The sequence below is a fragment of the Pedobacter sp. 05L430 genome (genome assembly GCF_056397585.1).
This window is the reverse complement of sequence record NZ_JBFTNT010000001.1, coordinates 75,936-99,533: the sequence shown is the minus strand read 5'-3', so window position 1 is coordinate 99,533 and position 23,598 is coordinate 75,936. Positions and strand designations below refer to the sequence as shown.

The 23,598-nt window shown below is 37.7% G+C and carries 22 protein-coding genes; 11 read left to right on the top strand and 11 right to left on the bottom strand.

Going from position 1 to position 23,598, the window contains the following annotated elements; all coding sequences use genetic code 11:
- Window position 1: 1 nt before the first annotated feature.
- Window positions 2–1,588, bottom strand: a complete 1,587-nt coding sequence (gene nadB, locus AC1DG9_RS00475) for an L-aspartate oxidase (RefSeq protein WP_477634211.1) — start codon at window positions 1,586–1,588, stop codon at window positions 2–4.
- Between the two features lie 503 nt (window positions 1,589–2,091).
- Here nadB and nadA point away from each other — a divergent pair.
- Entirely contained in the window at window positions 2,092–3,084 is a 993-nt protein-coding gene (gene nadA, locus AC1DG9_RS00470; RefSeq protein WP_172662342.1) for a quinolinate synthase NadA, read from the top strand.
- A 134-nt stretch (window positions 3,085–3,218) separates the two neighbouring features.
- On the top strand, window positions 3,219–4,259 hold the full coding sequence (thiL, locus tag AC1DG9_RS00465) for a thiamine-phosphate kinase (protein WP_172662343.1): 1,041 nt from the start codon (window positions 3,219–3,221) through the stop codon (window positions 4,257–4,259).
- On the opposite strand, the gene AC1DG9_RS00460 is transcribed toward thiL, so the two are convergent.
- A complete protein-coding gene (locus AC1DG9_RS00460) occupies window positions 4,254–5,579 on the bottom strand; it encodes a DNA recombination protein RmuC (protein ID WP_477634210.1) in 1,326 nt (441 codons plus the stop codon). The genes thiL and AC1DG9_RS00460 overlap by 6 nt on opposite strands.
- A gap of 71 nt (window positions 5,580–5,650) precedes the next feature.
- Window positions 5,651–6,790: an NAD(P)/FAD-dependent oxidoreductase gene (locus AC1DG9_RS00455; protein ID WP_337717075.1), complete on the bottom strand. Its 1,140-nt coding sequence runs from the start codon at window positions 6,788–6,790 to the stop codon at window positions 5,651–5,653.
- 86 nt (window positions 6,791–6,876) lie between these two features.
- Between AC1DG9_RS00455 and AC1DG9_RS00450 the strand changes: the two genes are divergently transcribed.
- On the top strand, window positions 6,877–7,572 hold the full coding sequence (locus tag AC1DG9_RS00450; RefSeq protein WP_172662346.1) for a zinc metallopeptidase: 696 nt from the start codon (window positions 6,877–6,879) through the stop codon (window positions 7,570–7,572).
- On the opposite strand, the gene apaG is transcribed toward AC1DG9_RS00450, so the two are convergent.
- A complete protein-coding gene (gene apaG, locus AC1DG9_RS00445) occupies window positions 7,569–7,955 on the bottom strand; it encodes a Co2+/Mg2+ efflux protein ApaG (protein WP_048908132.1) in 387 nt (128 codons plus the stop codon). The two genes, AC1DG9_RS00450 and apaG, sit on opposite strands and share 4 nt — an antisense overlap.
- Window positions 7,956–7,987: 32 nt before the next feature.
- A complete protein-coding gene (dusB, locus tag AC1DG9_RS00440; protein ID WP_172662347.1) occupies window positions 7,988–8,995 on the bottom strand; it encodes a tRNA dihydrouridine synthase DusB in 1,008 nt (335 codons plus the stop codon).
- 53 nt (window positions 8,996–9,048) lie between these two features.
- On the opposite strand from dusB, the gene AC1DG9_RS00435 reads away from it, so the two are divergent.
- From AC1DG9_RS00435 to AC1DG9_RS00425, 3 genes are read left to right on the top strand one after another with little or no spacing between them, the layout of a single operon-like run.
- Complete coding sequence (locus tag AC1DG9_RS00435) at window positions 9,049–9,981, top strand: CPBP family intramembrane glutamic endopeptidase (protein WP_288881334.1); 933 nt, start codon at window positions 9,049–9,051, stop codon at window positions 9,979–9,981.
- Window positions 9,962–10,168 carry a putative signal transducing protein gene (locus AC1DG9_RS00430; protein WP_172662349.1) on the top strand — a complete coding sequence of 69 codons (207 nt, stop codon included), beginning with the start codon at window positions 9,962–9,964 and terminating at the stop codon, window positions 10,166–10,168. The genes AC1DG9_RS00435 and AC1DG9_RS00430 overlap by 20 nt, the downstream gene beginning before the upstream one ends.
- Window positions 10,168–10,977 (top strand): phosphatidate cytidylyltransferase, encoded by an 810-nt coding sequence (locus AC1DG9_RS00425; protein WP_172662350.1) that lies wholly within the window; start codon window positions 10,168–10,170, stop codon window positions 10,975–10,977. Before AC1DG9_RS00430 ends, AC1DG9_RS00425 begins: the two co-directional genes overlap by 1 nt.
- A 249-nt stretch (window positions 10,978–11,226) precedes the next feature.
- Here AC1DG9_RS00425 and AC1DG9_RS00420 read toward each other — a convergent pair whose 3' ends face one another.
- Window positions 11,227–11,445, bottom strand: coding sequence for a DUF3820 family protein (locus AC1DG9_RS00420; protein WP_048908127.1), 219 nt, complete (start codon window positions 11,443–11,445; stop codon window positions 11,227–11,229).
- A gap of 11 nt (window positions 11,446–11,456) precedes the next feature.
- Window positions 11,457–14,798: a transcription-repair coupling factor gene (gene mfd / locus AC1DG9_RS00415; RefSeq protein ID WP_288881337.1), complete on the bottom strand. Its 3,342-nt coding sequence runs from the start codon at window positions 14,796–14,798 to the stop codon at window positions 11,457–11,459.
- A gap of 79 nt (window positions 14,799–14,877) precedes the next feature.
- Between mfd and AC1DG9_RS00410 the strand changes: the two genes are divergently transcribed.
- The 5 genes from AC1DG9_RS00410 to AC1DG9_RS00390 all read left to right on the top strand — a co-directional run bounded on the left by AC1DG9_RS00410 (window position 14,878) and on the right by AC1DG9_RS00390 (window position 19,203).
- Window positions 14,878–15,204, top strand: a complete 327-nt coding sequence (locus tag AC1DG9_RS00410; protein WP_172662352.1) for a DUF2752 domain-containing protein — start codon at window positions 14,878–14,880, stop codon at window positions 15,202–15,204.
- On the top strand, window positions 15,197–15,556 hold the full coding sequence (locus AC1DG9_RS00405; protein ID WP_172662353.1) for a TM2 domain-containing protein: 360 nt from the start codon (window positions 15,197–15,199) through the stop codon (window positions 15,554–15,556). Before AC1DG9_RS00410 ends, AC1DG9_RS00405 begins: the two co-directional genes overlap by 8 nt.
- A gap of 98 nt (window positions 15,557–15,654) precedes the next feature.
- A complete protein-coding gene (locus AC1DG9_RS00400; protein ID WP_477634209.1) occupies window positions 15,655–16,752 on the top strand; it encodes a Nif3-like dinuclear metal center hexameric protein in 1,098 nt (365 codons plus the stop codon).
- Window positions 16,752–17,495: a zinc ribbon domain-containing protein gene (locus AC1DG9_RS00395; RefSeq protein ID WP_048908124.1), complete on the top strand. Its 744-nt coding sequence runs from the start codon at window positions 16,752–16,754 to the stop codon at window positions 17,493–17,495. Before AC1DG9_RS00400 ends, AC1DG9_RS00395 begins: the two co-directional genes overlap by 1 nt.
- Before the next feature lie 199 nt (window positions 17,496–17,694).
- Entirely contained in the window at window positions 17,695–19,203 is a 1,509-nt protein-coding gene (locus AC1DG9_RS00390) for a YfgM family protein (RefSeq protein ID WP_337717080.1), read from the top strand.
- Between the two features lie 9 nt (window positions 19,204–19,212).
- Here AC1DG9_RS00390 and AC1DG9_RS00385 read toward each other — a convergent pair whose 3' ends face one another.
- The 4 genes from AC1DG9_RS00385 to rsfS form a co-directional block, all read right to left on the bottom strand.
- Complete coding sequence (locus tag AC1DG9_RS00385) at window positions 19,213–20,295, bottom strand: 3-oxoacyl-ACP synthase III family protein (RefSeq protein ID WP_172662355.1); 1,083 nt, start codon at window positions 20,293–20,295, stop codon at window positions 19,213–19,215.
- A gap of 65 nt (window positions 20,296–20,360) precedes the next feature.
- On the bottom strand, window positions 20,361–21,005 hold the full coding sequence (locus AC1DG9_RS00380) for a LutC/YkgG family protein (protein WP_048908122.1): 645 nt from the start codon (window positions 21,003–21,005) through the stop codon (window positions 20,361–20,363).
- Window positions 21,006–21,066: 61 nt separating this feature from the next.
- On the bottom strand, window positions 21,067–23,157 hold the full coding sequence (gene ftsH, locus AC1DG9_RS00375) for an ATP-dependent zinc metalloprotease FtsH (RefSeq protein WP_477634208.1): 2,091 nt from the start codon (window positions 23,155–23,157) through the stop codon (window positions 21,067–21,069).
- A 30-nt stretch (window positions 23,158–23,187) separates the two neighbouring features.
- Window positions 23,188–23,562 (bottom strand): ribosome silencing factor, encoded by a 375-nt coding sequence (gene rsfS, locus AC1DG9_RS00370; protein WP_048908120.1) that lies wholly within the window; start codon window positions 23,560–23,562, stop codon window positions 23,188–23,190.
- Window positions 23,563–23,598 lie beyond the last annotated feature (36 nt).

The window sequence follows — 23,598 nt, the reverse complement described above, 5'->3', positions numbered from 1 at the left end:
ATTAAAAAATTGTATCTGTTAATTGTTCTGAATGATTAGGATAATCAGTAGTAAAATGAAGTCCTCTGCTCTCTTTTCTGGCCATAGCCGATTTTATAACGATGAACGCTACCTGAATTACATTTCTTAGCTCACAAAGTTTTACAGAGACCTTATTTCCTTTATAAAAATCCTCTGTTTCCTGATGCAATAAATACAAACGTCTCATGGCCCTTTCCAACCTGAAATCAGAGCGAACTATACCAACATAATCACTCATTAATTTCTGAGTTTCTCTTAAATTATGAGTTACTAATATGTCTTCATTTGATTGTGTAACCCCATGATCATTCCATTCAGGAATATTATCAGGAATCACGTTATTCATAAAATTAGCCACAGCATGTTCAAATATACGATGAGCAAACACAGGAGCTTCCAATAACGAATTAGAGGCCAACCTGTTGGCTCCATGTAAGCCTGTCGAAGAACRTTCGCCACAAGCATATAAATTCTTTATAGATGATCTTCCAAACTCATCAACCAATATCCCACCACACATATAATGAGCCGCTGGAGTAACCGGTATCAGATCTTTGGTCATATCTATACCTATAGACAAACATTTAGCATATATATTAGGAAAATGGGCCAAAATATCAGCCTTTTTTCTATCCGTTATATCCAGATAAACGAAATCCTCACCCGATTTTTTCATCTCAGAATCAATAGCTCTTGCTACTATATCCCTTGGCGCCAAAGACCCACGCTTATCATACTCATACATAAACTCCTCACCATTTTTTCTTCTAAGCACACCTCCAAAACCCCTTACAGCTTCAGAAATCAGAAAAGCAGGATACTCCCCAGGATGATATAAAGCTGTTGGATGGAACTGAATAAATTCCATATTCCTTACTTTTCCTTTAGCTCGATAAACCATTGCCATTCCGTCACCAGTAGCAATCACCGGGTTTGTAGTGCTGGAATAGATATGTCCGGCACCTCCAGAAGCCATGATAGTCACATTAGCTAATATCTTTTCCACATCGTTAAGCTCTGTATTAAAGGCATATATCCCATAACAGTTAATAACCTCAGTGGCTTTATCAACATGTATCCCAAGGTGATGTTGAGTAATTAACTCCAAACAGAAGTAATGTGTTAATATCTCTATGTTCTCATTCTGATGAATTTGCTTCAATAACACACTTTCAATTTCATAGCCTGTTACATCTTTATAGTGTAGAACACGATGTTCAGAATGCCCGCCTTCCTTGGCCAGATCATACACTCCGGTACCATCTTTATCAAAGTTAGTCCCATAGTCGATGATCTCTTGTATACGCTGAGGACCCTCAGTCACAACTACTTCTACAATATGTTTATCACATAAACCATCTCCGGCAATTAATGTATCTTCAATATGCTTCTCAAAAGAATCATCTTTATCTACAACAACAGCCACTCCGCCCTGGGCATATTTAGTATTAGATTCGTCTTCGTTAGACTTAGTAACAATTAATACTTTGCCATATTTAGCTGCCTTTAATGCAAAGCTCAAACCGGCAATACCTGATCCTATGACCAAAAAATCTACTTTTCTCATTAAAATGTGTTATTTCCACTCCTTTGTTAACAACGTTGATATAATTGTTAACTACTTGTCTAAATAAATAGAACAATTTTATTTGAATGTTTAAAGCTAAGCTAAAATGGTAATTCGACGCAATATTTTAACTTATTTTTAAGCATAAACGTATAGGTTATTAACTTTTTATTCACCAACTAAGAATACACATATTGGTATTGATAAGTTTTAGAGTGAATTAATATATCGTTGTAAATCAGCCGATATTTTTATTAAAAATGTAATCTAAATGTTAATAAGTTACTAATAACTCATAAAAAAGCATTTTTTTGAAGTACTTTTAAACAATACTAACACACTAATAAACAATAGAAATCTATTTATATATAATAATTATATTTTATTGAAGTGTTGAAAGCTCCGTACATTTACAAAAGTTCCAAAACAGATAATTAAAATTTATCCTGTTCTTTGCTGCACTAAAAAAGAAATATTAAAAAAGAAAATATCAACTCATTAAAATGGACACCTTAGAGGAAATTAACAGAAAAGGTTTTGTAGATGAAAAGATCGATCCCACACTTGACCTTTTTGAGGAAATTGAAAAATTAAAAAGGGAAAAGAATGCGATAATATTAGCTCATTATTACCAAGACCCTGATATTCAGGATATAGCAGATTATATTGGAGATAGCTTAGGGCTTTCTCAGGAAGCTGCTAAGACTGAGGCAGATATCATTGTTTTTGCCGGAGTGCATTTTATGGCAGAAACAGCTAAAATTCTTTCTCCCAATAAAACTGTTTTGTTACCAGATGTAAAGGCTGGATGCTCATTAGCAGATAGTTGCCCACCACATTTATTTAAAAAATTTAAAGAAAAATATCCTGATCACCTGGTCATAACGTATGTAAACTGCACAGCAGAGCTGAAGGCACTGAGTGATATCGTATGTACCTCCACAAATGCTGTTCAAATTGTTGAAAGTTTACCAAAAGATCAGAAAATTATCTTCGGACCAGATAAAAATCTTGGTGCATGGGTAGCAAAGAAAACCGGTAGAGACCTGGTACTGTGGAATGGAGCATGTATGGTGCACGAAATATTCTCCAGAGAAAAAATAACAAAACTTAAAGAGCGCCACCCTAATGCAAAGTTTATTGCGCATCCTGAATGCGAAGAAGCTGTATTAAAAATGGCCGATTACATTGGTTCAACAACAGGATTGTTAAAATATTCCATAAATAACGACGCTCAGGAGTTCATTGTAGCAACGGAAAGTGGCATTATTCATCAAATGGAGAAGGCTAATCCCGGAAAAACCTTTATTCCTGCACCGCCAAATAACAGTTGCGCATGTAATGAATGCCCGTATATGAAAAGAAACACGTTAGAAAAACTGTATTTGTGTTTAAAAAATGGATCTCCAGAGGTAACAGTACCTGAAGATATCATTGTAAGAGCAAGAAAACCAATTGAAAGAATGCTTGAGATATCTGCAAGTTTGGGGTTGTAGTAGCCAAAATTAGATTGGTTAATCGTCATTGTTGCCCGTCATCTCGACGATAGGAGAGATGACGAATCGCATAAAAAAGAATGTTGGTAACTATGTTAATTCAATATAAAACAGTAGTTTAAAGAAATAAGATAATGTTTGAGAATAAGGAAAGAACTGATATTTCAGAGTTGGGAGAATTTGGGCTGATAAAGCATTTAACAGATACTTTTAAAATAAGACATGAAAGCAGTATAAAAGGCATAGGTGATGATGCAGCAGTATTAAATTTTAACAACAAAGAAGTGCTGATTTCTACAGATCTGCTGCTTGAAGGAATTCATTTTGATCTTGCTTACGTACCGCTAATTCATTTAGGTTACAAAGCAGTTCAAGTAAACCTAAGCGATATTTATGCAATGAATGGTATTGCAACTCAGGTAACCGTTTCTATCGGTTTATCGAGCAAATTTACTTTAGAAGCAGTTGAAGAAATTTACAAAGGAATTGAACTCGCCTGTAATAAATTTAACATCGATCTTATTGGAGGAGATACCTCAGCAAGTAAACAAGGATTGGTAATTAGTGTAACCAGTATTGGCTATGCTGAAAAAAATGATGTTGTTTATAGAAATGGAGCTGGTGAAGGTGATCTCTTATGTGTTTCCGGAGATTTAGGCGGTGCTTATGTTGGGATGCAAATATTAGAAAGAGAAAAGCTTATTTTCCTTGAAAATCCTAATATCCAGCCAGATTTAGAGGGTAAAGATTACATTATTGAACGTCAGTTAAAACCTGAAGGAAGAAGAGATATAGTTGATCTTCTGGCACAAATGGAAATAAAACCGACCTCAATGATTGATGTATCAGATGGATTGGCTTCTGAAATATTACACATTTGTCAGCAATCTGAAAAAGGATGTAACCTTTACGAAGAGAAGATTCCAATAGATCCAATGACTTACGAAACTGCACGTGAACTTGGTTTAGACCCGACGGTATGTGCTTTAAGTGGTGGCGAAGACTATGAATTGCTATTTACAATTAAACAGGAAGACTATCCTAAACTAAAAAATGATGTTGATATCACCATTATTGGTCACATCACTGATAAAAATTCGGGATGTAAAATGATATCTAAGTCCAATGTTGTGCATGAATTAAAGGCACAAGGGTGGAATGCATTTAAATTATAAACTATCTTCCTCATCAGGTAAGGTAGAATCCAGAAATTTGGTGTCAATCTGCTTAGTAGCTTTGGCACCTAATTTCTTAATTTTCTCTGAAGTATTGGAAAGGTTTCCGGCACCGGTAGAGAGCTTATTTAAAGCTTTATCATAAGCATCCTGGCTTTGCTTAATGTTCTTTCCTATTCCCTCCATATCAGTTAAAAAGCCAACAAATTTATCATACATATTGCCACTTAAACGGGCAATTTCAAGTACATTTCTATTTTGTCTTTCCTGTTTCCAAATACTTGCGATGGTTCTTAAAGTAGCCAATAAAGTAGAAGGACTTACAATAACTACTTTTCTGTCCCAGGCATAATTAAAAAGCTCGGCATCCTGTTGTACCGCAATGCCAAAAGAAGATTCAATGGGTATAAATAACAATACAAAATCGGGTGAATTGATCTGATAAAGATCATGGTAGTTCTTGGCAGATAAACCTTGTATATGAGCTTTTATAGAAGCAAGGTGTTGTTTTAAATACAAATCTTTATCATCATCAGTATCCGAACTAACCAATCGTTCATAAGCCAATAAAGATACCTTAGAATCAATTATTATATGTTTATCATCTGGAAGGTCAATAATAACATCCGGTTGCATTCTACCCCCGTCAGATGAGTTCAAACTGGTCTGTATTCTATATTCCCTATCCTTTACCAGCCCAGATCTTTCCAAAACACGTTCCAGAATTACTTCTCCCCAGTTTCCTTGTTTTTTATTGTCGCCTTTAAGGGCCCTGGTTAAGTTATTTGCATCTTCCTGAATTTGCTTGGTCTGATCCATTAATTGGGAGATCACACCTTTCAAAATATTTCTTTCGTCTGATTCAGATYTATAAACCTTATCAACCTTTTCTTCAAAAGCTTTAATATTTTCTTTAAATGGATTTAGAATAATATCAAGATTAGTCTTGTTTTGTTCTGTAAACCTTGCTGTCTTTTCTTCGAGCACTTTATTGGCTATATTTTCAAATTCCAACTTAAATCTTTGTTGTAGTTCCGCAATATATTTATCCTGCTCAATCTGCCTTTCACGTTGTGCAATTAGCGATTCTTCAGCTTTTATTACCTTACTGCGCTCATTCATATAATTGAGGCGAAGATCATTCAATTCATCTTCCAGTTTCAATTTTTCATCCTTTAACCAATTCATCGATTTTTGATGTTCCAATTCCTTTAACTCCAAAAGAGCAATATGATTTTGATTAGCCGCCGGTTTCTTAAACAATAAAAAAATAAGTGAGGCTAAAATGATAACTAATAAAACTATTCCTGCTATTTCCATACTAATATTGTTATCAAATGTGACCATAATAACTTTAAATTGCAAAAATAAATAGTATTTTATTGATTAGGTTATAGTGAATCTATAACAAGCCGGGCGGCATCTTCTCCGGTTTGAGTGCCCATTGCAATTCCCATTCCATTACACCTAACAGCACAGAAAACATTGGGTTTTACTTCTTTAATTATAGGATTTATAGTAGACCCAAATGCCATAATTCCGCTCCAGGTTTGCTCTATTTCAAAAGGTGTTTCAGGTAAAATTACATCCGATAACAATTTTATTAGCGCATTCTGTACCAACTCGGTGGTTCCAAATTCAGTGGTTTCCTCAGCTTTAAAATCAAGGTTTCTTCCGCCTCCTAAAAGAAGCCTGCCATATATATTTCTAAAATAATAATACCCTTTATCGTAATGAAAAGTACCCTTTATTTTTAAGTTCTTTATTGGTTTTGTAATGATCACCTGACCACGTCCGGGAATTACATCTAAAGAAGGCAATAGCTCCTTTACAAATGCATTCGTACAGATCAATACCTTTTTACATCTAAAATTTCCGTCTGGGGTTAAAATGACTTGTTCATCGCCTTCTTCTTTTAGCGCAGTGACTGTACAGGAATTAAAAATACTTATCCCTTGTGATGCTGCTTTATTAAGCAAACACTGCATCATTTTCCCGGTATCTATTTGTGCCTCCAAACTATTTTCTAAAAGGATGCTCACATCTTTAAAACCAAACTCAGAAATTTTACTTGCTGCAGTTTTAAAAACCTCCTGCTTGCCCGATATTTCCTTCAAAATATGGTTATAATGGCCAATTTTGGAGACACACAATGAAGATAATTCATTTTCTAACGGCTTAAATAATTCATAACCGCCATAATTTTCATAAGATATTGAACTGTCTCCCAATAGCTTTCTGAGCTTTAGGAGGCCATTCCAGCGTTTATCAATTAAATTGTATAAACCGTCGGTTCCTATAATTTTCTCCTGTTCTATTAATTCAGAAATACTGCCGAAACAAGCAAAGCCAGCATTCTTTGTGCTCGCTCCCGAGGGTAAGAACCCCCTTTCTAATACAGCTATACTTAAATGTGGTATTTCTTTTTTTAAACTAATTGCAGCGTTCAAACCCACAATTCCGCTTCCTATGATAATAATATCATAATTAAAAAAGTGCTGTTTTTCCCAATAAGAAATCAATGCCGACATAATATAAAATTATGTTATTTTTTGATTATCAGATAAATTGGGAACGCTTTTTGATTAAAACCTAATGAGATTGCAAAACTAAAAAAATGGGAATTTATTTGATTTTAATAATCCCGGTTCTAATATTAAGCATGTTTGTACAATGGAGATTTAGAAATAAGTTTTCAAAATATGCTGAAATGCACTTGAATTCGGGATTTTCGGGAAAAGAGGTTGCAGAGAAAATGCTGCACGACAATGGGATATTTGATGTAAGGGTGATGAGTACCGATGGACAATTATCAGATCATTATAATCCTTCAGATAAAACAGTTAATTTAAGTACAGATGTCTATTATGGGCGGAGTGTTGCAGCAGCAGCAGTAGCTGCTCATGAGTGCGGGCATGCCTTACAACAGGCTAAATCATATAGCTGGTTAAATCTTAGAACCAATATGGTGCCTTTGGTAAGCCTAACTTCAAACCTTTTACAATGGGTATTAATTCTGGGCGTTTTATTAATTGCATTTACTTTTAACCCTGTTGTTTTAACAATTGGAGTAGTTGGATTAACACTAATAACTATTTTTAGTATAATTACCCTACCGGTAGAGTTTGATGCCAGCAGAAGAGCGCTTATATGGCTAAAAAACAATAAAGAGATACTGTATACAGCAGAAGAAAATACACAGGCTAAAGATGCACTTTGGTGGGCGGCCATGACTTATGTTGTAGCCGCGTTAGGTGCCATGACTAATCTTATCTATTACCTTTCCATATTATTTGGAAGGCAAAAAGGTTAGTTTAATCTGTAAGAAGCTATTAAGCTAAATTTAGGAATATCAACTGTAAATTCAGTATCGTCAAACAGACGGCTCATTAAATAGCTGCCGTTCATGGTACCCATATCAGTTGTTAAGTTACAACCAGATACGTAAGAATGGCTTTCTCCAGGTTCAATTACAGGCTGTAAACCAATAACTCCTTCGCCTTCTACTTCTCTTTGAACACCGCTGGAATCAAAAATGAACCATTGACGTCTTTTAAGCTGTATAGCGTAATCTGAAAGGTTTTCTATATTGATGCGGTAGGCAAATACATAGTGATCATTTGCTGGATTAGAATATTCATCCTGATACACGGTTTCTACCGAAATTTTAACACCATCTGTTATTGCTGTAACCATTACAATTTTATTTTTTAAATGTTTTTCAAAAATCACGCCATTTCCCCAACCGGGAGAATGTTATGATACTTATCTGCCACTTCGTCCAGGATACTATGTATTGTTTCTATGTTATCCTCTTTGACAAGTAACATTCTATAAGGTTTAAAGTCTGGCAAACCTTTAAAGTAGTTTGCATAATGGCGTCTCATTTCGAATACACCAACTTTAGGTCCTTTCCATGCAATTGATTTCTCAAAATGCGTTCTGCATACTGTTACACGCTCTTCAACACTTGGTCCGGCTAAAATTTCGCCTGTGTTAAAAAAGTGTCTTATTTCCCTGAATATCCATGGATATCCAATAGCAGCCCTGCCAATCATGATGCCGTCAATCTCGTATTCCAGTCTCCAGTCTGCCGCTTTTTGTATGCTATCTACATCACCGTTACCAAAAATTGGAATTTTTATGCGTGGATTACGTTTAATCTCTCTTATCAGTGTCCAGTCTGCCTCGCCTTTATACAGCTGAGCTCTGGTTCTTCCATGAATTGTTAACGCTTGGATACCAATATCTTGTAATCTTTCTGCAACTTCTTCTACATTCTTGGTATTATCGTCCCATCCAAGTCTGGTTTTAACCGTTACAGGCAAATGTGTAGCTTTTACAACAGCCTCGGTCATCTTAACCATTTTGTCAATATCCTGCAGCAAACTAGCACCCGCGCCCCTGCAAGCAACGTTCTTAACGGGGCAGCCGTAATTGATATCCATCAGATCAGGATTGGCCAGCGTAGCAATTTCGGTAGCCTCTCTCATATGATCAATCTCACTTCCAAATATCTGTATGCCAATAGGGCGCTCATATTCAAAAATATCAAGTTTAGCCCTGCTTTTTGCAGCATCCCTTATTAATCCTTCCGACGAAATAAATTCGGTATACATCATATCTACCCCGCTTTGTTTACAAACAAAACGAAAAGGAGGATCGCTCACATCTTCCATCGGTGCAAGCAATAAAGGGAACTCTCCCAGGTCAATATTTCCTATCTTTACAGACATTTTTCTATCTTCAATGCAAATTTCAAAGTGCAAAGGTACAAATAATCAAAATAATGAATTTCATAGAAAAGCAACGAGACGAAAATAGTCCTTATACGCAGCTACTTATGCTCATTGGATACATAATAGCAGGCCTTTTTGCTTTTTCTATTATTGCGCTCATAATTATAGTTGCCATATATGGACTAGGATCGCTTACCGATCCTGCAATACTTTCTGGTGCTGAAGAGAAATATCGTCCTGCATTACAAATTTTGCTGGCCGCTACTTCTGTCGGAATGTTTTTGGCCCCGCCATTATTCCTGGCCTTAACAGAAAGAAGGAAAATAAATGTATTCTACGGGTTTAAAAAGCCAGAACCGAACCTTTTGCTCATCGTTTTATTAATTATGATAGTTTCTATGCCCGTTATGGAGTGGACGGCCATGATTAATCAAAAAATGGTACTTCCCGATTACTTGAAATGGATCGAAACCTGGATGAGAGAAAAAGAAGACCAGGCCATGCAAACCACCCTGCTCCTATTAAAAATGAAGCACATCAGCGAGCTTGTAGTTAATCTTTTGTTAATTGCATTATTACCAGGCATAGCAGAGGAATTGATGTTTAGAGGGGCTGTACAGCGCTCATTCTTAAGAATTTTTAAAAACCCGCATGTCGCAATTTGGACTTCAGCCTTCCTTTTCAGTGCTATACATTTACAGTTTTATGGCTTTTTACCACGTTTCTTATTGGGTGCCGGCTTCGGATATATCTATTATTGGAGTGGTAATTTATGGTACTCAATGTTAGCCCATTTTTTAAATAATGCTTATGCAGTATGTGTAGCATGGTATATGCAAAAAAACAATATACCTTTGTCTGAAGCAGACAACACAAGTCATTTTGTCTGGTATGGATACCTGATCAGTTTCATTTTAACGATTTTTGTATTCCAATTTTTTAAAAATAAAACATCAAAAACTTATGAGCAGCAATTGGATTAAGGTTTATGAAACAGAAGATCAATTTAAGGCTGAGATTCTTAAACAAGGATTAGAGGCAATTGATATCGATGCTGTAGTATTAAACAAACAAGATTCATCTTACAAAACTTTTGGCATCTTAACAGTCCTTGTACATCCAGATGACTCCGAAAAAGCGAAGGAATACATTTTAGAAAACAATATTTAATGAAAACCAGAGCAATAACTGCGTTCTTTTTTACCATAGTGATGTTGGGATCCATCTTTTTAGGTGGCTATACCTTTACCTTTTTTTACCTGCTTTTAAGTCTTGCTGCGCTATTTGAATTCTTTAAACTGATCAAAACAGCAGGAATAAGACCACACCGAAATATTGCACTTTTTGCTGCCACACTAGTATTTTTAATGACCGCAGGATACCATTATCTGCAATTTGAAACCAAGTACCTGTTGCTTTTAGTACCACTTTTATTTTCGGTATTCATCAGCGAACTCTATAAAAAAGATAAAATACCCTTTGCCAATATATCCTATACTTTTGTGGGGTTTGTATATGTAACAACCCCATTTTGTTTCTTTTATTCACTTGGTTTTTTGGCCAGCAGTGCTGAATATAGCTTTCATTTACCATTGTCCTTTTTACTGATGCTATGGGCCAATGATACAGGCGCTTACCTGTTTGGAATGAAATTCGGTAAAACACGACTTTTTGAGCGTCATTCGCCAAAAAAATCATGGGAGGGTTTCTTTGGAGGAATGTTTACCAGCGTGCTCGCATCTTACCTTATATCTTTACAATTTACAGAAATAAGCAGCTGGGTTTGGGCCGGAATGGCACTTTTAATAGCAAGCTTTGGCACACTTGGAGATCTTGTAGAATCAATGCTGAAACGAAGCCTTAATGTAAAGGATTCAGGTACTTTCTTACCGGGACACGGTGGCCTTTTAGATAGGTTTGATGGCCTCTTGATTGCCGCCCCTGTGGTGTATACCTATTTGTACCTTTTGCTCCATTAATTTTAAAAAAATACCGGGTTAATATCAGGTCTGAAAACGGCTGGATTGTTGCTTTACCAAAATCAATAATGAATGCATGTTAAGTTCATATTAACACCGTGTTTTTCTGGTAAAACATGGACTAGACATGGAGTAGACATGGACTCAACATGGACTTTGAAGATTTTGTACTTAAACAAGAGCCCTACAACACTATAACGATAAATAAAAAAATAGGCTAAAAAACAAGAATTTTGGAGAGAAATGAGACTAACGATTGGGGTTCTTTAGCGGTTGAAGCAAATACTCCAGGCCGTTAAGTTTAATCTCATAAAGTGTTGCAATCATTTCGCCAAGTTTCCCGGGAGGAAAACCTTCTTTATGAAACCAGATCAGGTAAGATTCCGGCAGATCGCATATAATACGTCCTTTATATTTGCCAAATGGCATTTGCATGGTAACCAGATCTTTCAGTATTTGCGGATTCATTTCGCTTTAAATTAATTAACCACCATTTCGAGCATTTCTACTGCTTCATCAACTGTGTTAAGGTTATCAAAGGCAATCCTTAAGCTGTCTTTAACTTCTTTTAAATTACATAGCCGGGGGTGGATTTGTGCAAAGTGCAATATTTTATTGAACATTGTTGAATCAAAAAACGAAGATTGTTTGTCTGTTATGAAATAACCGCGTAAAGTGCCTTTTTTGAAGGTTATTTTTTCAAAAGCCAGTTTTTTGGCCACCCATTGCAATCTCAATACATTCAGCATGGTTTTAACTGGCTTTGGAACCGGACCAAACCGATCTTTTAAACTCAGCTCAAATGCTTTTAACTGGGTTTCGTTCTCTATTTTAGACAACTCGGTGTATAGATTATACCGCTCGGTAATGTTGGTTACATAATCGTCTGGAATGTATAATTCCAAATCGGTATCTATCTGTGTAAAGGTAACAAAAGGGCGTTCCGGCTCATCTTTAAACAGGCCTTTAAACTCATCTGCTTTGAGCTCCTGTATGGCTTCATCAAGTATTTTGTGATACATTTCGAAACCTATTTCGGCAATAAAGCCACTTTGCTCCGCTCCTAACAGGTTTCCGCTGCCGCGGATGTCCAAATCCCTCATTGCGATGTTAAAGCCGCTCCCGAGGTCTGAAAACTCTTCGATGGCACTAAGTCTTTTGCGGGCCTCAGAAGTTAAGGTAGAAAGTGGAGGACTTAGCAGGTAACAGAAAGCTTTTTTGTTGGACCTACCTACCCTGCCACGCATCTGGTGCAGGTCGCTTAGCCCAAACATATGTGCATGGTTAATGATGATGGTGTTTGCGTTTGGAATATCCAAACCTGCCTCAATAATTGTTGTGGCAACCAATACATCCTTTTCGCCATTTATAAAATCAAGCATTACATCCTCAAGCGCGTCGCCATCAAGCTGCCCGTGGGCAATACCTATGCGTGCTTTTGGAACCAGGCGTTGTATTAAACCGCCCAATTGCGGAAGGTCGTTTACGCGGTTATGGATAAAGAATACCTGTCCGCCACGATCAAGTTCAAATTGAACGGCTTCCTGAATCAGTTTATCGTTAAAAACGTGTAATTCTGTATTTACAGCTTGCCTGTTTGGTGGCGGAGTGCTCATGATGGAAAGATCCCTCGCTCCCATTAACGAAAAATGGAGTGTACGCGGAATTGGTGTGGCGGTAAGGGTTAGGGTATCTACATTCACCCTCAAAGCCTTCAGTTTTTCTTTCGATGCTACACCGAACTTCTGTTCTTCATCGATGATCATGATGCCCAGATCTTTGAATTTTACATCCTTGCTCAATAAACGGTGGGTACCAATAATGATATCTACTTTGCCATCAACAACAGCTGCAAGCGTATCTTTTATCTGTTTATTGGTTTTAAAACGGTTAATGTAGTCGACATTGCAAGGGAAGCCTTTTAAACGACCCGAGAAGGTTTTAAAGTGTTGTAAGGCCAAAATGGTGGTAGGCACCAATACTGCTGCCTGTTTGCCGTTTGCAACGGCTTTAAAGGCCGCACGTATAGCGATCTCTGTTTTACCAAAGCCTACATCGCCACACACAAGCCTATCCATTGGATGCGGGGCTTCCATGTCTTTTTTAACATCGTTTGTCGCCTTTTCCTGATCAGGGGTATCTTCGTAAATGAAAGATGCTTCCAGTTCTGTTTCCAGGTAGCCATCTGGATCGAATGCAGTACCAACCTGCGATTTTCTTAAGGCGTATAGCTTTATCAGGTCGCGGGCTATATCTTTAACTTTTTTTTTAGTGGTCTTTTTAAGCTTGTCCCATGCCTCGGTTCCCAGCTTGTTCATTTTAGGGGCAGTACCATCTTTTCCGCTGTATTTTGCAATGCGGTTTAGGGAGTTGATGTTTACGTAAAGCAGGTCGTTGTCGGCATATACCAGTCGAATCATTTCCTGTGTTTTTCCGTTTACTTCTACCTTTTCCAGGCCGGCATATTTACCTATTCCATGGTCTATATGGGTCACAAAATCGCCTGGCTTTAAATCTCTGAGTTCTTTTAAAGTTATGGCCTGACTGCGCTGATAGCCTCTTTTGAGCTTGTATTTGTAAAAACGATCAAAAATTTGATGGTCAGTATAAAAGGCCACATGTTGTTGCGCGTCAACAAATCCTTCTCTTAAAGGGATGTTTACCGGGGTAAACTTTGCCGTTTTATCTATATCGTCTAATATGGCGTATAAACGTTCGGTTTGCTTGGTTGAGGAGCTAAAAATGAAGTTATGGATGCCTTGCTTTTCATTTTCTTTGATGTTGTGAATAAGCAGGTTAAAGTCTTTATTAAAGGATGGCTGTGGCTTGGTTTCGAACTGAAAAACCTGATCTGTTTTGTAAAAAAATTGTTTTCCAAATTCTACCAGAAGAAAATCCTGCAGCATGTCGGCCATCATTTTTTCGTCGGTAAAGGCAAATTTAGGGTCAATCCAGTCTTGATTTTCCGCTTTTTCTTTAACCGGCAAAGCTTTCCAAAGCTCAACAGCCTTTTTGTAGCCGGATTTAACAATGTCGAGGGTAAATTCTACATCTCTAAACCAAAGCTGGGTGTCTTTTTCTATATAGTCGAGCAAGCTGATGTTGCTTTCTGTAAGGTATTTTGATTGAACATTTGGGATGATGGTGAAGGTTTTTACATCTTCTACAGAGAGTTGACTTTCTATTTCGAATGTGCGGATGCTTTCAATTTCATCACCAAAAAATTCTATACGATAAGGCAGGTCATGTGAGAAAGAAAAAATATCTACTATGCCKCCACGGATTGAAAACTGACCGGGTTCGTAAACGAAATCGGTACGGTTAAAATCGTAGTCTATCAGGAACTCATTTATGAAATCGATGCCTAGTTTAGCGCCCAGACTAATTTCGAGGGTGTTTTTTTCGAGAAGAGAACGGTTTATTACCTTTTCTGCAAGGGCCTCGGGGTATGTAACTACTATTTTGCCGTATTCAGAATGGTGGTTTAGTTCGTTTAATACTTCGGCCCTGGCCAGTACATTTGCGGTGTCAACCTGTGTAAATTCAAAAGCTTTGCGGAATGAAGAAGGAAATAAAAGTACTTCTTTATCCAGAATACTTTCCAGATCTGCAAGAAAATAAGATGCCTCTTCCCTATCCGGTAACACAAATAAAATTGGTTTATGGAGCAGAAAATAAGTAGCTGTTGCAATTGTTGCATCGGCAGAACCAACTAGTCCTTTTAGCTGAAGTTTATTACCTTTGCCCGCATTAAGGGCTTTTGCCAATGCTACAATGCGTTCATCTGTTTTGTATCGATTAATCAGGTCGCGGATGTTCACAATGCAAATGTAAGATTTATGATTAGCTTTAGATGTAACAAAGTCTCTATTAATCAATCTAAAATAAAAAGAGGATAACATGAAAATGCTGAGCCGCATACCATTAGAACTCATTTTTTGGATAACGGCTTTAGTATTGCTGGGATTAGCGCAACCACAGTTACATGGCCATGAACATCACTTTACCCTTTGTCCGCTAGCAAACATGGGGATAGATTGGTGCCCGGGATGTGGAATTGGAAGAGCTTTAACGCAGCTGTTTCATGGTAATATTGCAGAGAGCATTAAGCTCCATTGGTTTGGAATACCTGCCCTGCTGATTATTGTATACAGGATTGTTGTGCTGATAAAATTAAGTGTTAAAAGGAATAAAATTTTAAAATATAAGGAGGAAGGATATGTTTGATTCACCATTTATGTCATTGCCGGGTATCACACCTCAGGAATATTCGTACTTGCAAACTGCAACTACAGGATTTAGTGAACAACAGTTGAGAGGGTTTTTAATGATTTACGGAAGTAAAAGAAGAAATCCGGACGATATGGTGCTGTATTGCATTTTAGGCTTCTTTGTACCAGGATTACCAAGGTTTCTGGTAAACCAGATTGGTATGGGAGTGCTGTATTTCTTTACAGTTGGGTTATGTTTTATAGGAACGATTATCGATTTAATAAACCATAAGACCCTTGCTTTTGAATACAATCAGCGTATGGTGTTTGAAAGTTTACAGATGGTTAAAATGGGGAATATTCAATAGAATAGTACACTTTAAAATAAAAAGAGATTGTACAGCGTGTGCAATCTCTTTTTATTTTAAAGTGAAATTTTGTTGTGCATATTGTAAATTTACAGCCTATGAGGTTAGCGATTTTAATAAAGCATCTGGAAGAATTTGCTCCATTGAATTATCAGGAAGATTATGATAATTCTGGATTACTTATCGGAAATGCTGATCAGGAAATACACGGGGCGCTTGTTGCCCTCGATTGCACGGAGGCCATTGTAGATGAGGCCATTGCTCAGAACTGTAATTTGATCATYACCCATCATCCTATCGTTTTTAAGGGGCTCAAAAAGCTTACCGGGAAAAACTATGTTGAACGGGTTGTACTAAAAGCGATAAGGCATAATATTGCGCTTTATGCTATTCATACAAACCTAGACCATGTAAAATATGGTGTTAACGGGGTGATCAGTCAGCGGTTGGGGCTAAAAAATATTAAGATTTTAAGTCCGAAAACATCGTTATTAAAAAAATTGGTGACATTTTGTCCGACTGCTCAGGCTGCTGCAGTACGATCAGCTTTGTTTGAGGCAGGCGCTGGCGGTATTGGTAATTACAGTGAATGTAGCTTTAATGCAGAAGGCACAGGAACATTTAGGGCCGGAGAAGACACTAATGCCTTTGTTGGCGAGAAGGGTGTTCGGCACCATGAGTCAGAAGTAAGGATAGAAACGGTTTTTTTGGTTCAGGATGAGAGAAAAGTGCTTCTGGCCTTGTTTGAAAACCATCCTTATGAGGAGGTTGCCTATGATATTTATCCTTTGGGAAATAGATTGGATACTGTAGGTGCCGGAATGGTTGGCTGGCTGGAACACGAAATGGACGGAAAAGACTTTCTTCATTTAGTTAAAGACAGAATGGATGCCGAGGTAATAAGACATACTAAATTGCTGCCTAAAAGGATTAAAAAGGTGGCTGTTTGTGGTGGATCGGGAAGTTTTTTGCTTAAAGATGCCATTGCAGCCRGTGCCGACGCTTTTGTAACCGCAGATTTTAAATATCATGAGTTTTTTGATGCCGATGAAAAATTGGTTATCGCTGATATCGGACACTTTGAAAGTGAACAATTTACATCTAATTTGTTGATAGATATTATTCAAGAAAAATTTCCTAACTTTGCAATCCGTTTAACGGAGCATAACACAAACCCCATAAATTATTTCATTTAATGGAACAAACTGTAGAGCAAAAGCTAAAAGCTTTATACGAATTACAAACTCTTCATACTAAGATCGATAAAATACGTCAGATACGTGGTGAATTGCCAATGGAAGTGGCTGACCTTGAAGATGAGGTTGAAGGACTGGAAACACGTATACAAAAATTCAAAAGTGAATTGGATGATACTGAAGACGCCATTGTAACGCGTAAAAATATGATTAAGGAAGCTCAAGGCCTGATCAAAAAATACGAGACCCAATTAAAAGATGTTAAAAACAATCGTGAATATGATGCTTTAACTAAGGAGGTTGAGATCCAGACGCTTGAGATTCAGGTTTGCGAGAAAAAGATCAGAGAGTTTGGTTTTGATATCACTCAAAAAACTGAAGTTTACGAAAAAGCACTTGCTGATTTAGAGTCGAGAAGAAAAGATCTTGATATCAAAAAAGGAGAGTTGCAAACAATTACTGCTGAAACTGAAAAAGAAGAGCAGTCGTTAAGTAAAAAAGCTGAAAAAGCTGAAACTCAAATTGAAGACAGACTTTTAACTGCATATAAGAGATTAAGAGGAAATGCTAATAACGGCCTTGCTGTTGTTACTATCGACCGTGATTCATGTTCAGGTTGTTTTAACCAGATTCCTCCTCAGCGTCAATTAGATATCCGTCAACGCAAGAAAATCATTGTTTGCGAGCAYTGTGGAAGGATTTTAGTTGATGAGGCACTTACTCAGGAAGAGTTACCGGCATAACACGTGCCGTCATTCTGAATTTATTTCAGAATCCCTCTTGAGTATGTTTTTGAATAGCCCCTGCTAGATTCTGAAATAAATTCAGAATGACGAGAGAAAAAAAGAAGGTGTATCATTATCATATGATACACCTTCTTTTTTGTGGAAGAATTTTTGCTTACAGCAAAGCATTAAGATTTAGTTAATCCTTGCCTTAGTTATGAATATGATTTCCGGTTCTGTATATAAATGTGTGCTGATTGTTTTTTTGTTGCTTTCGCCAACAGCTATTTATGCAAATTTCGACTTTAATGCCAATTGCTTAAAAGCCTACCAGAACATATTTGAGCTTAAGCTGAGCACCGCCAGACAGCTGATTGCTGCTGAGAAGAAGATTCATCCTGACAATGGGTTGGTTCCTTTACTGGAAAACTATGTTGATTATTTTTATTTGCTTACCACGGAAAGCAAGACGGAATTTGACAAGTTAAAAGAAAATAAATCTACACGGTTAGACCAAATCGCTGATGGTGATAAGTCATCACCATACTATTTATATGCGCAGGCCGAGATAAACTTACAATGGGCTTTAATTAGGGGGCGATACGGTGAATACTTTACTGCCGCAAGGGAAATTAAAAAGGCCAATGGCTTATTACAGGATAACAACAAGAAATTTCCGGCATTTACATTAAACGCAAAAGGGCTAGGCCTGATCAATGCTTTTTTGGGTAACCTGCCAGATGGAATTTTGAAGAGCACACTTTCTACGTTCGGTATAAAAGGGAATCTTCAAAGCGGAATAGCAATGCTCGATAAGTTGTCGGAAAGCCTGCCCAAATCTAAATTTGAGCCATTCTATGAAGAAGTGGTGTTCTATTACGTATTTGTGCTGAATGATATCGCACATAGCCCTTCGGCCTACAGCAAAACAATGAAATACACCTCCAGAATTGCAGAGAGTAGTCTGTTAAAAACATATTTGCAGGCATTGGTGTGCTCAAAGAACGGCCACAATGATGAGGCCATCAGTATTTTAAATAACAGACCAACAGGTGCGGAGTATCAATCTTTTCCTTATCTGGAGTTTTTGCTGGGTTCTGCAAAGCTCAATAAACTTGACTATTCATCTGGACAGAACTTTGTCCGTTTTTTGCAGCTTAATAAAGGGGCTAATTACATTAAAGACGCAAACCTGCACTTAGGCTGGGTCTCGCTACTAAAAGGCGATACGGAGGCTTATACTGCGTTTATGAACAAGGTTAAGTCGGCAGGCTATACTTATCAGGAAAAGGATAAGCAGGCGCTTAATGAAGCGGGCGAATCAATACCAAATAAAGAGCTTTTAAAAGCAAGGCTGTTGTTTGATGGCGGCTATTACAATAAAGCACTGGAGGAGCTAAAAGACAGCAAAGGGGATAGTTTTGCCTCTGCCAGGGATAAAACGGAATACTATTATCGTCTGGGGCGTATAAATGATGAGCTTGGAAAGGACGATATAGCGCTTACCAGCTATCAGAATGCCATTAATACAGGAAAAAACCTGAAGTACTATTTTGCAGCAAATTCTGCATTGCAGATTGGTAAGATTTACGAAAAGAAAGCAAACTTCTCAAAGGCTAAAGCTTTTTTCAATGTTGCCATTCAAATGAAAAACCACGATTATGAAAGCAGCATTGAGACGCAGGCAAAGGCCGGTATCAAAAGAATTGATAAAAATGCTGACTAAAACTATAGCTTAAAAACGATAAACAAAAGCATTGATGTGCATGCCTGCCCCTACAGAGGCAAATACAGCGTAATCACCTTTCTTTACTTTATAGCCTTCTACCTTTTCTTTTAGAACCAGATCCAGCAGTGTTGGTATAGTAGCTACAGAGCTATTTCCTAACCATGAAATGGTCATAGGAACTAGATTTTCCGGCACCGTATCCAAATCATAAAGCTTAAATAAGCGTTTCATAATGGCGGTATCCATTTTCCCGTTAGCCTGATGTATGAAAACAATTTTAACATCTTTAATGTCTATTTCTGCTTTGTCTATAGCTTTTTTAACTACTTGAGGAACGTTTATAACGGCAAACTCATAGAGCTTGCGGCCATTCATTTTAAGATAGGTGTTGCCATTACACTCGCTCGGGTTGTTGCTTTTGCCCATTACCAGTAACGAACCATAATCGACCGCATAGGTTTGTGTTTTGTGAGCAACAATGCCTAATGGGTTTTCAGATTCCTGAGCTTCAAAAATAACAGCTGCTGCACCATCAGAGAAGATCATGCTGTCGCGGTCATGAGGATCGGTTATTCTGGAAAGCGTTTCTGCACCAATAACCATTACTCGTTTTGCATCGCCACTTTGAATGAGATAGTTGGCTTGTATGGCGCCTTGAACCCAGCCCGGGCAACCAAATATGATATCATAGGCAACACAATCGGGATTTAGGATATGCAGGGTTTGCTTTACCTTGGCGGCCAAGGAAGGAAGGATATCCATACGATTGCTGCCGCTTTTTACGTCTCCGAAATTATGGCAGAATATGATATGATCTAAAGTTTCTTTGTCTATTCCGGCATCGTCAATTGCGCGTTGAGCAGCAATAGCTGCAATGTCGCTATTTACAATATTGTCATCAACATAGCGTCTCTCAAGAATCTCTGTGATCTCTGCAAATTTATTTATTACTTCGTTGATGTCTTTTTCCAAAGCCACTCCATTATCGTAAAATGTGGAGGTTAAAAAAGAGTCGCCAGAAATGATGTTTTCGGGAATATAGCTACCTGTACCTGTAATAACCGAGTGTAAGTTTGTTTTATTGCTCATTATGAACCGCAGACTGTTTTGGTATACAGTATAAAAATAGAACTATTATATTAGAAATAAAAATTTTAAGAGAAATCTTCAATTAAAAATACAAATAATTCTTTTGGTCCGTGTGCTCCAAGAACCAATGTTTTTTCAATATCTGCTGTTCTGCTTGGTCCTGTTATGGTGCTGATCATTGATGGGATTTGACTACCGTATTTGTCTTTGATGAGCTTAAAAGCATCTTTAAGATCCATTACAAGCTGTCCTGTTCTGGCAATAACAATGTGATGATGAGGGAAGATACTAAGTCTGCGACCGGCTGCATTTTGGTTGGAAACCATTACGGAACCATTACGTGCAATAAGGGCTTCACACAAAGTAATTCCAACTTCGGCCAGGTCAAAATCTTTGTCTGTTTTATAAAAAGGGAATTCGTATTCTGTTAAGAGTTCTTGTAATTCAGGCTCCCAGCAGTATATTTTACGCCAGTTAAAGCGGTCTGCAAGCTGAAGGATGTTTTCAATAAATTCTATTCCGTTTTCGCAGTAGATGAAATTGCCCGAAACGGCGGTAAGTTGTTCTGCAAATAATACCTCCGGATACTCTGTATTTTCTGTGTACAGTGGGGTATCTTCTAAATTTGGATAAGGGTTGTCTCTTTTTTCAAGAAGCGCCTTCCTTATCTTTTTCAGCATTAACTCTTTGGAGGAAATATTTTCTTGCATAAAAAAAGGGATTTGCAGCCATTTCGCAATAAACGAAATGGCTGCCCCATAAATATTGTAATTAAGACTCTGTATTCGTTGGCGTAATAGAAGCTGAAGGATCTGTAGTTTCTCCAACACCTTCATGTAAAAGGCCTTCTGCTGCAGGTTTTTGATCACCTGTACCGTTTACAAACTCGTCGTAAGTGGTGCGGTTATCAAAAGGACGTTTTCCTAAGATTTCTTCTAAATCTGCCTGGAAAAGAATCTCTTTTTCTATTAGTTTCTGAGCAAGCTTTTCTAAGCCATCTCTTTTATCTGTAAGTAATTGTTTTGTTCTGTCGTAAACCTGTGAAATAAGGATACGTACTTCGTGGTCAATCATTTCAGATGTTTTCTCTGAGTACGGCTTATTAAAGTTATACTCATTTTGAGGATCGTGGAACGACACGTTACCAATAGTGCTGTTCATACCATAGATGGTAACCATTGCGTATGATAGCTTGGTAATTCTTTCAAGGTCATTTTGAGCTCCTGTAGAGATTTTACCGAACACAATGTCTTCAGCTACTCTACCACCCATTGTCATACACATACCGTCAGTTAATTGCTCTGTAGTATACAGGAACTGCTCTTTAGGTAAGTATTGTGCATATCCTAATGCGGCAACGCCACGAGGAACTATAGATACCTTTACAAGTGGATCTGCATGTTCCAGGAACCATCCTGCAATTGCGTGACCAGCTTCGTGATAAGCAACGATTCTTTTTTCTTCTGGTGAAATGATTTTGTTTTTCTTCTCTAAACCACCAATAACACGGTCAATTGCGTCCTGGAAGTCTTGCATGTCAACGCTTTCTTTGTTGCGACGGGCGGCGATAAGTGCAGCCTCATTACAAACGTTGGCGATTTCTGCTCCGGCAAAGCCTGGAGTTTGAGCAGAAAGTTTTTTAGCATCAACTTCCTGAGAGGTTTTAATAGGGGTAAGGTGAACCTTGAAGATCTGCTCACGACCAACCAAATCAGGTTTGTCAATAGAGATTTGTCTGTCAAACCTTCCCGGTCTTAACAAGGCTGTATCCAATACGTCAGGTCTGTTGGTAGCAGCAAGGATAATGATACCAGAATCGGTACCAAAACCATCCATTTCAACCAATAGCTGATTTAATGTGTTTTCACGCTCATCGTTACCACCCATCATGCTGTTTTTACCACGGGCACGACCAATTGCATCAACCTCGTCAATAAAGATGATACATGGTGCTTTATCTTTAGCCTGTTTAAACAAATCACGGACACGTGATGCTCCAACACCCACAAACATTTCTACGAAATCAGAACCTGAAAGTGAGAAGAAAGGAACTTGCGCTTCGCCGGCAACGGCTTTAGCCAATAATGTTTTACCAGTTCCCGGAGAGCCTACTAATAGCGCTCCCTTAGGTATTTTACCACCCAGGTTGGTATATTTTTTAGGGTTTTTAAGGAAATCTACAATTTCCATTACCTCTTGTTTTGCTTCTTCGAGGCCGGCAACATCATTAAATGTTACGTTTACCTGGCTCTCTTTATCGAACAGGGTTGCTTTAGATTTCCCGATATTGAAAATCTGACCGCCACCGCCACCTGCACCACCGCCCATACGGCGCATAATAAAGATCCAGAAGCCARTGAACAACAGAACAGGGATAATTACAGTGAAGAACCACGAGTTAAATGAACTTTGTCTGGTTTCTTTTTCTGCTAAAATCTGCTGATCGGGAGGAAGGTTTTTCTGAGATTCCTTTAATTGCGTATCCAGCGCGTCCATTGATCCGGCCGTAAAATAAGCTATAGGGCCTGTGTTTGTTCCAAAATTGCTTTTGTTTTGGTACTCTTTKTACTTAGGCTGATTTAGCTTGTCTTTTTTAATGTATACCTCAATTTTTACAAGATCTTCGTGCTTGTAGGCTACTAATTTTTGTACATCACCCGGCAAAAGCATTTCTTTTTCAAAAACGCGGTAGGTAATTGGTTTGCTGGTATCGGCATTGAATAGGAACTGCAATAATATCAGTCCTAAAATAATAGCTGCATAAACCCAAAAAATATTGAATTTTGAACCTTTTTGAGGCTTCTTCGGAATATTTGGAATTCTCTTTATTAGTTTGGGTTTTGTATTCGGGTTCTCTTTCATCGTTATATCAAAAAATGTGGAAGTAAATGATTATGCGCTTTTATAGGAGGTTGCCTGGGCATCGCCCCACAGGTCTTCTATCCCATAAAAGTCTCGCTTTTCAGTTTTAAATATGTGGACAACAACGTCAAAATAATCCAGGATTATCCATTCGGCAGCATCTTGTCCTTCTTTGCGCCAAGGATTAGTTTGAGTATTTTTATAGATTTCTTCTTCTACGCTATCGGCAATTGCCTTAACCTGAGTGGCTGAATTAGCGCTGCAGATAATAAAATAGTCAGAAACGGAACTGTTAAGATCTCTTAGGTCCAGGCGGACAATATCATTGCCTTTTTTTTCCTGTATGCCGTGTACGGCTATTTCTGAGAGGTATGTAGAAAGGTTTACGATTTTCTTTTTTACCATTAAAATGTTTTAATTTTGATAAACAAATATACAATC

Bases quoted from the DNA above. Each gene is read 5' to 3' on its own strand.
- AC1DG9_RS00420 (WP_048908127.1), bottom strand. From the start codon at position 11,445: ATGAATCCGCAAATACTGAAAGATCTGGTTACCATGCAAATGCCATTT.
- thiL (WP_172662343.1), top strand. From the start codon at position 3,219: ATGTTTGAGAATAAGGAAAGAACTGATATTTCAGAGTTGGGAGAATTT.
- nadA (WP_172662342.1), top strand. From the start codon at position 2,092: ATGGACACCTTAGAGGAAATTAACAGAAAAGGTTTTGTAGATGAAAAG.
- AC1DG9_RS00380 (WP_048908122.1), bottom strand. From the start codon at position 21,005: ATGCAAGAAAATATTTCCTCCAAAGAGTTAATGCTGAAAAAGATAAGG.
- AC1DG9_RS00455 (WP_337717075.1), bottom strand. From the start codon at position 6,790: ATGTCGGCATTGATTTCTTATTGGGAAAAACAGCACTTTTTTAATTAT.
- dusB (WP_172662347.1), bottom strand. From the start codon at position 8,995: ATGTCTGTAAAGATAGGAAATATTGACCTGGGAGAGTTCCCTTTATTG.
- AC1DG9_RS00405 (WP_172662353.1), top strand. From the start codon at position 15,197: ATGTTTGATTCACCATTTATGTCATTGCCGGGTATCACACCTCAGGAA.
- AC1DG9_RS00425 (WP_172662350.1), top strand. From the start codon at position 10,168: ATGAAAACCAGAGCAATAACTGCGTTCTTTTTTACCATAGTGATGTTG.
- apaG (WP_048908132.1), bottom strand. From the start codon at position 7,955: ATGGTTACAGCAATAACAGATGGTGTTAAAATTTCGGTAGAAACCGTG.
- AC1DG9_RS00450 (WP_172662346.1), top strand. From the start codon at position 6,877: ATGGGAATTTATTTGATTTTAATAATCCCGGTTCTAATATTAAGCATG.
- AC1DG9_RS00385 (WP_172662355.1), bottom strand. From the start codon at position 20,295: ATGAGCAATAAAACAAACTTACACTCGGTTATTACAGGTACAGGTAGC.
- AC1DG9_RS00410 (WP_172662352.1), top strand. From the start codon at position 14,878: ATGAAAATGCTGAGCCGCATACCATTAGAACTCATTTTTTGGATAACG.
- AC1DG9_RS00390 (WP_337717080.1), top strand. From the start codon at position 17,695: ATGAATATGATTTCCGGTTCTGTATATAAATGTGTGCTGATTGTTTTT.
- AC1DG9_RS00430 (WP_172662349.1), top strand. From the start codon at position 9,962: ATGAGCAGCAATTGGATTAAGGTTTATGAAACAGAAGATCAATTTAAG.
- rsfS (WP_048908120.1), bottom strand. From the start codon at position 23,562: ATGGTAAAAAAGAAAATCGTAAACCTTTCTACATACCTCTCAGAAATA.
- AC1DG9_RS00435 (WP_288881334.1), top strand. From the start codon at position 9,049: ATGAATTTCATAGAAAAGCAACGAGACGAAAATAGTCCTTATACGCAG.